Below are 13,804 nucleotides of genomic sequence, written 5' to 3'. Positions count from 1 at the left end.
CATCCTAACCTAAGTTTCTGAAAACCACTGCGGGGGCTAGCGATCGCCCCCCAAGGATACGTCCTAGAAATTCGGCTGATGACGAATCAGATTCAGAAACTCCTCACGGGTCTTTTGATCTTCACGGAAAACCCCCAGCATCGAACTGGTCACCGTCCAAGAGCCGGGTTTTTGGACACCGCGCATCACCATGCACATATGGCTGGCTTCCATGACCACAGCCACCCCCTTCGGATCGAGAACGGTTTCAATGGCTTCGGCCACTTGACGGGTCAGGCGCTCCTGCACTTGCAGCCGCCGTGCATACATTTCGACAATTCGTGCCAATTTGCTGAGGCCGATCACCCGCTGATTGGGGATATAGGCCACATGGGCTTTGCCAATGAAAGGCAACATGTGATGCTCACAGAGGCTAAAGAAGTTAATGTCGCGCACTAAGACCATTTCATCGTGGCCTTCATCAAAAATCGCGCCGTTGACAAGGGTTTCAAGGGATTGACTATAGCCACTGGTGAGAAATTGCATCGCTTCAGCAACCCGCTTGGGGGTTTTCAGTAACCCCTCGCGATCGGGATCCTCACCCACATTGAGTAGAATTGTGCGCACTGCGGCCATCATTTCTTCTTTGGCAACCTCAGGGGGGGGTGGGTGGGGAATCGCTTCTTTGCCTTGGTGGGTGTTGCGATCGGGCAGAATTGCCGGAGTGGTCGCTTTACCGTTGATGATCGAATCGGGCATATTGAACGTTGTCATAGAAAGAGTGACAAGTGAAGGACAAAGGGAGCCTAGAGGGTTCCGCCAAGGGGCATCACCACTAGCTCTTCCACAAAAGCCGTTTGCGGCAATTGAGTCGTGTACAAAATCGTGTTAGCAACGTGTTCAGGGGTTAACATCCCCGTGCGGTCAAAGTTTCCTGCTACGTCTTCCCAAATGGGGGTATCAACGGCGCCGGGACAGATGGCAATCACGCGGATACCGTGGGCGCGTTCTTCAGCCGCCATCGTTTTGGTCAAGGCCATGAGGGCAAACTTCGAGACACAGTAGGCGCCCCAGTCGGGAAAAACTTGGCGTCCAGCAATTGAAACAACATTTACTATCGTACCGCACTGGCGGGATCGCAGTTGCGGCAGTACCGCTTGCGAGCAAATGAGGGCACTGGTGAGGTTGACGTTAAGAATTTGCTGCCAGTCCGCCAAGGGTTGATCAATCAGGGGCGCAGTCCTAGCCATCCCCGCATTATTCACCAGTACATGGACATCGCCAACACGAGCGAGAATCTCATCAAGGCGCAATCGCAGGGGTTCAGGATCGCTAAAGTCCACGCTAAAGGTATGGGCTTCAACCCCACAGGCCACCACTTGGGCATGAACGGCAGCAAGTTTGGCGGGCGATCGCCCCAACAGCACGACATTAAACCCCGCTTGGGCAAAGGCAATGGCCGTGGCGGCCCCAATGCCACTACTGGCGCCCGTGATTAAGACTTGTTGGGTCATATCGCTTCACTAAAGACGCCCATGCGCCGAAACTTCTGATAGCGCAACTCCCGCCGTTCACTACTGCTGAGGGCTTGCACTGCCGCCAAATTTCGCAGGAGAGCCGCCTTGAGATTTTCCGCCGCTTCTACGGGGTTGCTATGGGCAGCGCCGACAGGCTCGGGCACAATTTCATCAATAATCCCCAGCTTCAGCAGGTCGCGAGCCGTAATTTTCAGGGCTTCCGCCGCTTGGGGCGCTTTTTGGGCATCGCGCCAGAGAATTGCGGCACAGGCTTCTGGGGGCGCCACACTATAGACGGCGTGCTCAAACATCAGCAGGCGATCGCCGACACCAATGGCCAAGGCTCCCCCTGAGCCACCTTCACCAATCACGGTACAGATGATCGGCACCTCAAAGCGAAACATCTCCCGCAGATTGTAGGCAATCGCTTCCCCTTGGCCAAACTTCTCCGCCTCTACCCCAGCCCAAGCCGCTGGTGTATCAATAAAGGTGAGGATGGGCATCTGAAAACGGTTCGCGTGCTCCATCAGACGCAGGGCTTTGCGATAGCCCCCCGGTGAGGCCATACCAAAATTGCGAGCCACATTATCCTTGGTGTCGCGACCCTTTTGCTGCCCCAGCATCACGACGGGTTGACCATTGAGGCGACCAATACCACCGACAATCGCTGGATCATCGCTGCCTCGGCGATCGCCATGGAGTTCAATCCACTCTTCGCTAATGGCTTGGATGTAATCCAGCGTGCTGGGACGGCGCGGATGACGAGCCACCTGCAGGGTTTGCCCCGGCGTCAGCTTACTGAAAATTTCATAGCGCAGTTGCTTGGCGCGCTCTTCCAATTCACGGATTTGCTCCGAGACATCAACGCCAAACTCCGAGGACTTATCCCGCACCTGCTGAATTTGGGCTTCTAGCTCCACAAGGGGCTTTTCAAACTCCAACAGAAGCGTGCGACGTTCGTTTGCCATAGGCGATTGGGTTCCTTTTGGTTTTACTGAGGGTTCAACAGTAGGGGCTGAAATCCGTGTTTACGGGAGACCTCACCAATTTGCTGCATCTTTTCCACCGTGATTTGATTGCGCCCCCAAGAGAAATTGGTGTGCCAGCCCTCAAACTCCAAAAGCATGGCTTCCGCAAAACAGGCAAACATCTGCCGTGAGGGCACATCCATATTCACAATTTCCATAATTTTCCAGTCAATATCGAGGGCGTGCTCGACAATGCCACCATTGAGAACATGGATCTGCGGGTGCTGAATTTTAGTGCCCATATTTTTCGGGTAGCCGCCATCAATCATCAGCGAGGGGCGTTTTAACTGCTCAACGCTCAGCTCGACGCCCTTGGGCATACTGGCCACCCAAACCACAATATCGGCAAGGGGCAGGGCATCCATTAAGTCTAGAATTTTCCCCCGTCCCAATTCCGCCTGTAGATCTAGCAGGCGATCGCGATTTCGTGCCACCAGTAAGAGATCCTGCACATCCAAGCAGGTATTCAACCAACGGCAGACAGCACTGCCAATATCCCCAGTAGCCCCACAGACAGCCACAGTTGCCTGACGCAAATCAATCCCCACTTGGGGCGCCGCCTGCTCAATTTGTTGGCAGATGATATAGGCGGTGTGGGTATTCCCCGTGGTAAAGCGGCGAAAGTCTAGCTCGATATTGCGAACGTGGGACATTTTCTCCAGATCAAAGTTCTCAAAGATGATCGAGGAGAAGCCCCCCAGCGCCGTAATGTCAATATCATGCTTTTGGGCATGGGCCATGGCGTTAATGATTTTGCGAGTCGCCGCCTTCACCCGCTGGTTGGCCAGCATTTCCGGTAAGAAGCAGGACTCGACGTATTTGCCATAGATAGTTTTGCCCGTGACGCTTGTCACCGTAATCTCATCGACGATCTGCGGCGGTGCCATACACCAAAATTCCAAGCCTTGATCGGCGTATTCGGGATAGCCTAACTGGTGGGCAACGGCTTGGGCGTGCTCCAGATTCGTCAGATGACCAATTAATCCAAACATACAAGCGTGCGGTGACTAAAATGTAACGATATGTTAAGCCACCCTTATGCCGCAGTTAGGCCATAAACCGACATCTTCATAATTTCGCGGGTGGTAAAGCCGATATTTTCTAGGGCACCACTGTACTGAATCATGAAGTCTTCCACAAGGGCGTCTTTTTCCATGCCAAGCACTTTGGCATCTGCTTCCACTTGGTTGAGCATTTTCCAGACCAAGGGCAGGTTGGCGCGATTGGCTTCTTCAACTTCGGCTTTGACGCTCTCAAAGTTTTCCTTTAACCAGATTTCGCCAAAGTTGAGGTGGCTGTACTCATCTTTGACCACACCCTCAGTAATTTTGCGGGCAAAGGGATCTGCCATCGGGATGTAGATGTTGTAGGCGGCGATCGCGAAGCACTCGATGATTAAAGCTTGAATCAGTAAGCAAGTCGCAATTTTCCCCTCTGCGAGTGCCGCTTGAAAGTTACCGTGCAGTTTTTCAAAGAAGGCCTTGGCAAATTCCATATCTGGGGTCACGCTCAGGTTGCGACCACAGGCCTCAAACCCCTTTCTGTGGCGGGCTTCCATCTTGGCAAGGCGGGTGAGTTCTTCTTGGTGCTCGGGCAGCAGCTTGGCTAGGTCAATGTAATTGTCGTGAGCTTCCTGTTCACCTTCAATGACAATGGCGTTGATGCGGCTGTAGGCATCCTTGTAGCGATCGCTATGGTAGTCCAACTCAGGGGTAGCGGTAGCCGTTGTCATTGCAAACTCTCCTAAACACAAATTTATTAGAAGTTATGAGGTAGCAGGGCTTCCGTTATCATAGCGCAGCAGCGATCCCCTGACGAGGGGCAGCGTGCCAGAGATTTTCGAGTTCCTGAATAGGCGAATCTCTATGCACCGATAGCACTAGAAACTGCCCATATTGCTTGGGGGTGGCACTTCTGGCAACGGCTGAGGGGGAGGAGCGGCCAACTGAATAGGGCCATTGTAGTCAATGCGAATCATCGGATTGCTGGGGTCGGGGTTGACCGTGACAATACTTTCAATAGTTGGTGGTTCCGCAGGTGCCCCCCCTAGAAAGCGAAAGGTAAACGTACCATCACCATTGTCCACGTAGGGGGATTGACTCGCAGGCCCAAACATGGATGCTTCAGCGCGGTAGCGACTCAACCCGCCATTCGCCCGCTCTGCTGCCTGTCGTGCCCAATTCCGTGCCCGCTGGAGGACTGGATTATCTACCCCAAAGGGATTAAAGTTTTCCCGTGGTGGTGGCTCTGTCTGTGCCAGCACTGGACTGATACCTGTCAACGCGCACGCTAGAATCAGGCTGAATGTCATGGGGTGAAAGGACATCAACGCAAACTCCCACTCCTAAACTTTGCTTTGGCAGTCATGCCCTTAAGTGACGAGCAACTGAATCTTTCAGTTCCAAACCCAATATGAACCTTGTCCTAAAATAGGGGATCCATAAAGGGGAGGCAATCCTCTTCCATAGTGCCCCTCTGGTTTTTGGCTGCGTGCCAGCCTTGGGAAAAGAGCCGTAGTAGAGAAGTCCGTAATAGACGGATGCCTCGCCCCTATTGATACAATGGGTAAAGTGATAGGCTAAAACGATTGCACGAGTTAAACGCACTGCGGTGCGCAATCCACAGTCTAGAGGGCATAACCTGAGTCAACCTATGAGTGATGAAACCCTAACCAACCCCGCTGCTGAAGCCCAAGAAGGCGAAATTACCCCCGATGTCGTTGAGAATCATGCAGAGGCCACCACGAGCGAAGAGGGTCAAGCATCTGAGGCGACCTCTACGGATACTCCTGCGGATGCAGCGGACTTGCTAGAGAAAATTGCTGCCCTTGAAGCTGCCAAGGCTAGTCTTTCGCAGGTGGTGGAGGAGCGCAATAGCCAATATATGCGCCTTGCCGCTGACTTTGAAAACTTCCGCAAACGCACCCAGCGAGAAAAAGAGGAACTAGAGCTACAGATTAAGTGCAGCGTCATTGCTGATTTACTGCCGGTGGTGGATAGCTTTGAGCTAGCCCGCACCCACATTCAAACCGAAACAGAGGCGGAAGAAAAAATTCACCGCAGCTATCAGGGGGTTTACAAGCAACTGGTGGAATGCCTCAAGCGCATTGGTGTTTCGGCGATGCAGGCCAGAGGCAAGCCCTTTGATCCCAATCTCCATGAGGCTGTGCTGCGGGAAGCAACGAATGAGCACCCTGAAGGCACGGTGATTGAAGAACTCAAGCGGGGGTATATGCTGGGCGATCGCGTGTTGCGCCATGCCATGGTCAAAGTGGCCGCTCCTCCTGAAGAGGGTAGTGCCAGTGACACGAATCCCACCAATGATGTGACGGACGTATAGGGGCACTTCAAGGGAATGCCACGCCGCTACTACATCACCACCTTTGGCTGCCAAATGAACAAGGCCGACTCCGAGCGCATGGCCGGGGTCTTAGAAGCAATGGGCTTAGAACCGGTGGCCGAGCCGGATGAGGCCGATGTCTTGCTCTACAACACCTGCACGATTCGCGACAACGCCGAGCAGAAACTCTATTCTTACCTAGGGCGGCAAGCCAAGCGCAAACATCAAGACCCCAACCTAACGCTGATTGTGGCCGGTTGTGTGGCTCAACAGGAGGGGGAACAATTGCTGCGGCGAGTGCCTGAAGTGGATCTGGTGATGGGGCCGCAGTATGCCAATCGCCTTGGCGAGCTGCTGGAGCAGGTGTGGAATGGCAGCCAAGTGGTGGCAACGGAGCCACTGCACATTGTTGAGGACATTACCAAACCCCGCCGCGATAGTACGGTCACTGCTTGGGTCAATGTGATCTATGGCTGTAATGAACGCTGCACCTACTGTGTGGTGCCGGGGGTACGGGGGCAAGAGCAATCCCGCCGCCCCGAGGCAATCCGCGCCGAAATTGAGGAACTGGCGGCTCAAGGCTACAAGGAAGTGACGCTCCTTGGGCAAAACATTGATGCCTACGGTCGCGATTTGCCGGGAATTACCCCAGAGGGGCGACGACAGCACACGTTTACGGATCTGCTCTATTACATCCACGATGTGGCCGGCATTGAGCGGATTCGCTTTGCCACCAGCCATCCCCGTTATTTTACAGAACGCTTGATTCGAGCCTGTGCCGAACTGCCCAAGGTGTGTAAGCATTTCCACATTCCCTTTCAGTCGGGAGATAATGAGATTCTTAGGGCAATGGCACGGGGCTATACTCGCGAGCGTTACCTACAAATCATTGAAACGATTCGCCGCTATATGCCAGATGCCGCCATTAGTGCCGATGCCATTGTCGGCTTTCCCGGCGAAACAGAAGCCCAATTCCAACGCACCCTAGATCTGGTGGCGGAGGTGGGCTTTGACCAACTGAATACGGCAGCCTATTCACCGCGCCCGAATACGCCAGCGGCCACCTGGGACAATCAAGTACCGGAAGAGATTAAAGAAGATCGTCTGCAACGGCTGAATCATTTAGTGGCCACGATCGCCAGCGATCGCTCCCAACGCTATCTTGGACGGGAAGAGGTAGTGCTGGTGGAGGGGGTCAATCCCAAGGATCCGCAACAAGTCTATGGCCGCACGGATGGCAACCGCCTGACCTACTTACCCGGTGAGATTGAGACCCTACGGGGACAACTGGTGCGGGTTCGCATTACCGAGGCGCGAGCCTTTAGCCTCAGTGGCGTGCCTCTTACAGCTCATTCCTTGGTTGGCTGATTCCGTGGGGTCTAGATCGCACAAATCACTTCATCGCGGCAAAGAGTGGGATCAACATAGGGCAGCATCGGCTGATCCCCGACATAAATGCCCAGCCCTTGAGCCGTGCGAATTAAAAAGCTATTGGGATCTACATGGCGTGGGCATTGAGCCACCACATCGGCAATGGGAACAGTGACCACCTGTCCTGCCTGCCAAGCTACCATGCGATCAAATGTCCCTTGAGCGGCTAAATCCACAGCGGTATGGCCCATGCCCGCTGCCAACAGCCGATCTATGGCCATGGGGGCACCGCCCCGTTGAATGTGACCTAGGACTGAAACCCGCAGCTCAATGGGGATGGGACTGTGCTGGGCAATTTTATCGGCAATGTACTGACCAATACTGCAATGGCGGCGCTGGTGGGCGTCCTGCTCCAGTTCTTTGACACCCTCGGCAACGACGATGAGGGCAAACTTACGTCCCCAGCGATCGCGCAACTTTTGCAGATGCTGGCAAATGCCTTCAATGGAGTAAGGAATTTCTGGGATGAGGATCATATCGGCACCCCCAGCAATCCCCGAATACAGAGCCAAGTGACCGGCAGTGCGCCCCATCACTTCCACCACAAAGACGCGATCATGGCTAGCGGCGGTGGAGGTAATCCGACTCAGGGCTTCCACCACAATGTTGACGGCGGTATCAAAGCCAATGGCGCGATCCGTAAGAGCAACGTCATTATCAATGGTTTTCGGAATGGCAAGGAAATTCCAGTTTCCCTTTTGCGCCAGTTGATGCAAAATCTTCAAGCTGCCATCGCCACAAATGGCAATAAGAGCATCCAAGCCCAATTCATAGTACCCAGCAATGACTTCATCGGCATGGCCAAGGGTATCGCCCTTATTAATTGCTCCGAGAATGGTTCCCCCCATGTTGAGCAGTACATCCATTCCCCCGAGACCCTCGGCATTGAGGGGGATCGCCTTCCGCTCAATTAACCCCTGAGTGGCGTGGAGAATGCCAAGCACCTCCCAACCGTAACTTAAGGTAGCATGGGCAACAATAGCACGGATGGCCGTATTTAGACCCGGGCAATCTCCGCCACTCGTAAACACACCAAGTCGTTTGCGGCTGGTACTCATGAATCCTTGCTCCCTATGTGAACGGTTATGGCCTCAAAGCCTGCCTCTGCGCCTAACAACGACACCGTCAACATCCTAGCGAAGGTCAATCGCCCTTGACTGCTTGAGTTAAGAGCTTGCAACATCCTTAGGAATCGTTGAATTTTGCAGCGGGGAATCTCTGATTAGGGGGATCGCTTAGACTAGTGATCTATGGAAATTCCTCGCCTACACCCCGATACGATTGAGGCGGTGCGCCAAGCGGTTAACATTGTCGATGTGGTGGCCGAGCACGTTGTCCTACGCAAGCGTGGGCAAGAATACGTGGGTTGTTGTCCTTTTCATGAGGAAAAAACCCCCAGTTTTACGGTGAGTCCCCTGAAGGGCTTTTATTACTGTTTTGGCTGTGGGGCGGGCGGCAATGCCATTAAGTTCCTGATGGAACTGCAAAAACGCTCCTTTGCCGAGGTGGTACTCGACCTTGCCCAACGCCATCAGATTCCAGTGCGCACCCTCGATAGTGAGCAAAAACAGGCCCTACAAGCGCGGCTCTCCCTTCAAGAGCAACTCTACGAGATTCTGGCGATCGCCACTAGTTTCTATGAACATGCCCTGCGGCAACCCATTGGCCAAGCCGCCCAAGACTATTTGCAGCGGCAACGCCATCTGCGAGAGGAGACGATTCAGCAATTTCGCTTGGGCTATGCCCCTGCGGGTTGGCAAGTGCTCTACACCTACCTTGTGGAGCAAAAAGGGTATCCCCCTCAGCTGGTAGAACAGGCCGGTTTGATTATCCCTCGGCGGACAGGGGACGGCTACTATGACCGCTTTCGCGATCGCCTGATGATCCCGATTATGGATGCCCAAGGACGGGTGGTGGGGTTTGGCGGTCGCACCCTCAGCAACGAAGAGCCAAAGTATCTCAACTCTCCAGAAACCCCGATTTTTAACAAGGGGCAGTTGCTCTTTGGGCTGGATAAGGCGCGGCAGGCGATCGCCCGCCAAGATCAAGCAATTGTTGTCGAGGGTTACTTTGACGTGATGGCGCTGCACCAAGCGGGGTTTTCCCAAGCGGTGGCCAGTCTAGGAACGGCCCTCAGCCAAGCTCAAATTAAATTACTGCTGCGCTACACCGAGTCGAAGCAAATTATTCTCAACTTTGATGCCGACCCAGCGGGAGAACGGGCGGCCGATCGCGCCATTGGTGAGGCTGCCGATTTGGCCTATCGGGGTGATCTGCAACTGCGAATTCTCACATTACCAGCGGGCAAAGATGCGGCTGACTTTTTCAGCGCGGGTGAAGCACAGCGGGAGCACTACCAAGCTCTCTTGGATCAAGCGCCCCTGTGGCTGGATTGGCAAATGCAAACCATTGTGCAGCAGTACGATCTCAAGCAAAGTGATCAATTTCAGCAGGCGAGCCAAGCCCTGAGCCAACTGTTGGGAAAACTGCCCAATGCCACACTGCGCAGCCACTACATTCACCACTGTGCTGAGCTATTGGGAGGCCATGATAGTCGCTTCGTTCTCCGTTTAGAAGAATCCCTGCGGCAACAGGTGCGGGGTCAACGTTGGCAGGGGCGATCGCAAAAATGGCAACGTCCGGCGGACTATAACCTCCGTCAAGCGGCGGAAGAACAACTGCTGCGCCTCTACCTCCACTGCGGCGACTATCGTCCCCTGATTCGCCAAGCCCTGCAAGCGCGGGACATTGAATTTAGCCTCTCCCACCATCGTTGGCTGTGGCGGCAGATCTTGGCCATTGAAGAAGCGTACTGTGCCGGTCTGCCAGCGCCCGATGATCCCTATACCACTGAGTGGCCCCTTCATTCGCCCACGGAAACAGGAACCCAACTCACGGATTTAGATTTGGTCACGCACCTTTTTGATCGCCTCGATGAGGCAGAGGAGGCCGCCCTCATTACTCCACTACTCCATTTGGATGAAACGACTACCGTGAGTCTGGATCGTCCTGAACTCGTGATCCAAGCAGCGGCAGCAGCCCTTGAGCGCATTGCTGTTGAAAAGCGATGTCGCTATATTCTCCGGACTTGGCAGGAAACTGTCGCGCTGATTTTAAGTGAATCCCTTGCCAGCGAAGCCCTGCGCCAGTATTTGGATCGCCTACTCACCGACAACGAACCTGCGATTGACGACATCCCCGGTGTGGCGCCAGAGCGACTGCAAGTGCTTGCCCAACTGCGCCGTGACTACTACCAGCATCGCCAATACCTGCAGCAATTGGATCAGCAGCGCTGTCCGCCGTTGGCCGCAATTCGCAGCTATACCTAGGTCTAGTTCTGGCGCTGTTCAATACTGAGCCCCTTCATCGCTCCCCAAAATTGTTTCTGAAGGTTTTGAGCCGGTTGAGCCTTGGGGAAAAAGCTCGACTATTCTTCACTCAATCTTTGTAGCCGCTGGCGATCGCAGATGGTAATCTCATTGCCCTCTACCTTCAGAATGCCTTGGGTATTCAGGTCGTAAAACGCCCGCGACAGCGTTGCAGGAATAGTGCCTAGCAAAGCGGCCAGCTCTGTTTTTTTCAAATCTAGGGTAATACTATCTGGGCGATCGCTAGTGGCCAATCGTTGCAACAAATAGGCTGCTAGGCGTTGGGGCACCTGTCTAAAGGAAAGGTCTTCTATAAGACTCACCAAATGACGCAGATGCCTAGCAAAGCTAGCTAGCAAACGAACAGTTAGATCCGCATCTTGGTGGAGCAAATTCAAAAAGGCGAACCGCGGCAGAAAGATCAGTTCAACGTATTCAATTGCTTCTGCCGAGGCAGGATAGGGCTGGTTATCGAAGGCCACCACCTCCGCAAAGCTGTCGCCCGGTTCAAAGATATTTAGGATTTGCTCCTTCCCTGCCGCTGAGAGATTAAAGACCTTGACCCGCCCGGTTTTCACAACAAAAAACCCCGCAGCGGCATCGCCTTTTCTAAAAATGATTTGCTGCCGTTGCCAAGTCTGTAACTGTGCAATTGCAACCAACCGCCCTAGCTGGGGTGGCGAAAGCTCACTAAACATTGGTGACTGGCGCAGACATTCCTCAATACCCGCTTTCATGACCCACCGTAAAAGTTAAATATTTCTCAAGGTTCCTTTTGACCTAAGTCAAGGCGCTACCCCCCAAGCCGCAGCTACCTTAAGTCTCAATAGCTGCCGAGAGGAAGTGTCTATGGCAAACGTCCCCTTCAATATTACTCAAGCAGCTCACCTAGAGCGAGGGTGGCACTTGCGGCTGCCCGCTTGGTTAGTGCTAGTCTGTGTCATTACCTTTAGTGTGCTGCTGACAGCAGGCGCCGTTATTTACCGGCATGCCCCGCCGATACCGACAACGATTGTCTCGCCCCAACAGGAGGTGCTTTTTAGCTGTGAGAACATACAGCGAGGTCAAGAACTGTATTTGGCACGGGGCGGCCAGCACATTGGCAGCATCTGGGGTCATGGCAGTTATCTGGCTCCAGACTGGACAGCGGATGTGCTGCACCGCTGGGGTCTAGCCACGGCTGGAATTCTCTACCGCGGCGATGCGAGCTTTAGCCAAGCAGATTGGGAGGCACTCTCTGCCTCTGAGCGGGCTCAACTACAGGTGCAAGTCCAAGAGCAATTTAAGCCCAACCGTTACAATCCTGAAACAGGAGTGCTGACGCTCACCCGTGCTCAAGCCCAAGGACTGCGCCACGTCTTTGAGCAGTACAAAACACTGCTATCCCAAGGTGCTGCGGCGCACTCTATTCCGCGCAACTGGTTTACTGATCCCGCGCAAATCCGCGATGTGACTGCTTTTTTTGCCTGGACCGCTTGGGCAGCAGTCGCCACTCGTCCTTTGGCGCCCTTTTCCTACACGGCGAATTTTCCCCATGATCCACTGGTGGGCAACCAACCCCCAGGGCAGTTTGTCATTTGGTCGATTGTCTCAGTCGTTGTGTTAATTGCTGCGATCGCCGGCTTTCTCGTTGTCTATCTGCTCCAAGGGGAGGATGCGGTTCAAGCGGTAACAGAGCGCCCCGCCATCCGCCTTGCCACCCCCAGCCAAAAAGTGACTACCCTTTTCTTTGGGGTGGCCATGGGTCTGTTTCTCCTGCAGATCCTCATGGGCATGGTCACTGCCCACTATGCCGTGGAAGGAGATGGATTTTATGGTGTGCCAATTCAGCAGTATCTCCCCTACGCTGCCTCACGGACATGGCACGTGCAACTGGCGGTCTTTTGGATTGCCACCTGCTGGCTGGCGGCCGGTCTATACTTTGGCCCTCGCTTTGCGCGCCATGAACCGAAGTTTCAGGCTTGGGGAAACATGGGGCTTCTGATTGCCCTCACCGTAGTGGTTCTTGGTTCCCTTGGGGGAGCTTGGGCAGCCGTTCAGGGCTATCTGGGTGCCCGGAGTTTTTGGCTGGGCCATCAGGGCTATGAGTATGTGGAGCTAGGGCGACTTTGGCAACTCTTGCTGATTGGTGGCATGGTATTTTGGTTATGGTTGATGTTTCGGGCGCTGCGACCTGCCCTTCAGGCAGAAGGGAGCAAGACAGGCCTCAACCACTTTTTCCTTTACAGCGCCATTACCATTCCCCTCTTTTATGGGGCAGGGCTGATGTACACCAACCATACCCCTCTCAGTGTGGCCGAGTATTGGCGCTGGTGGGTGGTTCATCTGTGGGTAGAGGGCTTCTTTGAGGTCTTTGCCACGGTGGCGATCGCCTACTTGTGCAGTGAACTGGGATTCCTAAGGCGCTCCGCAGCTCTGCGAGCCACCTACTTGACCACCATTCTCTACCTCGGCAGTGGTGTCATTGGCACACTCCATCACCTCTATTTTGCGGGTACACCGGTTTTGATCACTGCTTTGGGCGCTGTGGCCTCAGCGTTGGAAGTGGTTCCCTTGACCCTGATTGGGTTTGAGGTTCTGAAGTCGCTGCAGCTTTCCCAAGAAGCCCAAGGGTTCTATCGGCTACCCCTGCGATTTTTCATTGCTACCTGCTTTTGGAATTTGCTGGGGGCAGGGGTTTTTGGTTTTCTAATCAATCCACCGATAGTTCTCTACTATTCCCAAGGACTGAATACGACGCCAATTCATGCCCATGCCGCCCTCTACGGCGTATACGGCTCGCTGGCGATCGCCTTAATGCTCTTTGTTCTGCGGGAAATCACCCCGGAAACTGCTTGGGATGAAAAGACCTTCAACTGGGCATTTTGGTGGCTCAACGGTGGCTTGGTGGGCATGCTGGTGCTCGGTCTGATTCCCAATGGCTTCTATCAGCTGGTGCAATCCATTAACCACGGTACTTGGTATGCCCGCAGTGGAGCCGTCATTCACTCCCCCTGGATGGAATGGACCGTCTGGCTGCGGATTCCTGGGGATGTCATCTTTGCCGTTGGTGCCGGACTGCTCATCTATGGCGTAGGACGCGCCCTCTGGGGGATTTGGCGGCAGCCCAGTGTTGCGGTCTCCCTCGACCTTACCCGCTAGA

General features: G+C 54.2%; 12 protein-coding genes. 4 read left to right on the top strand and 8 right to left on the bottom strand.

Annotation, left to right across the window (positions count from 1 at the left end):
* Positions 1-63 precede the first annotated feature (63 nt).
* The 6 genes from folE to RHH53_RS02975 all read right to left on the bottom strand — a co-directional run bounded on the left by folE (position 64) and on the right by RHH53_RS02975 (position 4,850).
* Entirely contained in the window at positions 64-738 is a 675-nt protein-coding gene (folE, locus tag RHH53_RS03000; RefSeq protein WP_225901689.1) for a GTP cyclohydrolase I FolE, read from the bottom strand.
* 47 nt (positions 739-785) lie between these two features.
* Entirely contained in the window at positions 786-1,493 is a 708-nt protein-coding gene (locus RHH53_RS02995) for an SDR family oxidoreductase (RefSeq protein WP_310744080.1), read from the bottom strand.
* Positions 1,490-2,464, bottom strand: a complete 975-nt coding sequence (locus tag RHH53_RS02990; RefSeq protein ID WP_206201000.1) for an acetyl-CoA carboxylase carboxyltransferase subunit alpha — start codon at positions 2,462-2,464, stop codon at positions 1,490-1,492. The genes RHH53_RS02995 and RHH53_RS02990 overlap by 4 nt, the downstream gene beginning before the upstream one ends.
* 23 nt (positions 2,465-2,487) lie before the next feature.
* The gene (locus RHH53_RS02985) at positions 2,488-3,516 is read right to left on the bottom strand and encodes a long-chain acyl-[acyl-carrier-protein] reductase (RefSeq protein WP_302677311.1); all 1,029 of its coding nucleotides are present in this window, start codon (positions 3,514-3,516) and stop codon (positions 2,488-2,490) included.
* 44 nt (positions 3,517-3,560) lie between these two features.
* On the bottom strand, positions 3,561-4,256 hold the full coding sequence (locus tag RHH53_RS02980) for an aldehyde oxygenase (deformylating) (protein WP_149820418.1): 696 nt from the start codon (positions 4,254-4,256) through the stop codon (positions 3,561-3,563).
* A gap of 147 nt (positions 4,257-4,403) precedes the next feature.
* Positions 4,404-4,850: a hypothetical protein gene (locus tag RHH53_RS02975; RefSeq protein WP_310744079.1), complete on the bottom strand. Its 447-nt coding sequence runs from the start codon at positions 4,848-4,850 to the stop codon at positions 4,404-4,406.
* A gap of 326 nt (positions 4,851-5,176) precedes the next feature.
* Here RHH53_RS02975 and grpE point away from each other — a divergent pair, with 326 nt between their 5' ends.
* Both grpE and miaB read left to right on the top strand, forming a co-directional pair.
* A complete protein-coding gene (gene grpE / locus RHH53_RS02970; protein ID WP_302677309.1) occupies positions 5,177-5,863 on the top strand; it encodes a nucleotide exchange factor GrpE in 687 nt (228 codons plus the stop codon).
* A gap of 15 nt (positions 5,864-5,878) precedes the next feature.
* A complete protein-coding gene (miaB, locus tag RHH53_RS02965; RefSeq protein WP_206200996.1) occupies positions 5,879-7,231 on the top strand; it encodes a tRNA (N6-isopentenyl adenosine(37)-C2)-methylthiotransferase MiaB in 1,353 nt (450 codons plus the stop codon).
* Between the two features lie 11 nt (positions 7,232-7,242).
* Here the strand turns inward: miaB and RHH53_RS02960 are convergent, their stop codons facing one another.
* Positions 7,243-8,352, bottom strand: a complete 1,110-nt coding sequence (locus tag RHH53_RS02960) for an ATP-dependent 6-phosphofructokinase (protein ID WP_302677308.1) — start codon at positions 8,350-8,352, stop codon at positions 7,243-7,245.
* Between the two features lie 192 nt (positions 8,353-8,544).
* On the opposite strand from RHH53_RS02960, the gene dnaG reads away from it, so the two are divergent.
* Positions 8,545-10,623 (top strand): DNA primase, encoded by a 2,079-nt coding sequence (gene dnaG / locus RHH53_RS02955; protein ID WP_310744078.1) that lies wholly within the window; start codon positions 8,545-8,547, stop codon positions 10,621-10,623.
* Between the two features lie 98 nt (positions 10,624-10,721).
* On the opposite strand, the gene RHH53_RS02950 is transcribed toward dnaG, so the two are convergent.
* The gene (locus RHH53_RS02950) at positions 10,722-11,324 is read right to left on the bottom strand and encodes a Crp/Fnr family transcriptional regulator (protein WP_310744077.1); all 603 of its coding nucleotides are present in this window, start codon (positions 11,322-11,324) and stop codon (positions 10,722-10,724) included.
* Between the two features lie 187 nt (positions 11,325-11,511).
* Here RHH53_RS02950 and RHH53_RS02945 point away from each other — a divergent pair, with 187 nt between their 5' ends.
* Positions 11,512-13,803, top strand: a complete 2,292-nt coding sequence (locus RHH53_RS02945) for a nitric-oxide reductase large subunit (protein ID WP_310744076.1) — start codon at positions 11,512-11,514, stop codon at positions 13,801-13,803.
* Position 13,804: the final 1 nt, after the last annotated feature.

The sequence above is a fragment of the Thermosynechococcus sp. PKX82 genome, assembly GCF_031583255.1.
GTDB lineage: Bacteria > Cyanobacteriota > Cyanobacteriia > Thermosynechococcales > Thermosynechococcaceae > Thermosynechococcus.
Note: the sequence above shows the minus strand (reverse complement) of the source record. Positions and strands in the feature narration are given on the sequence as shown.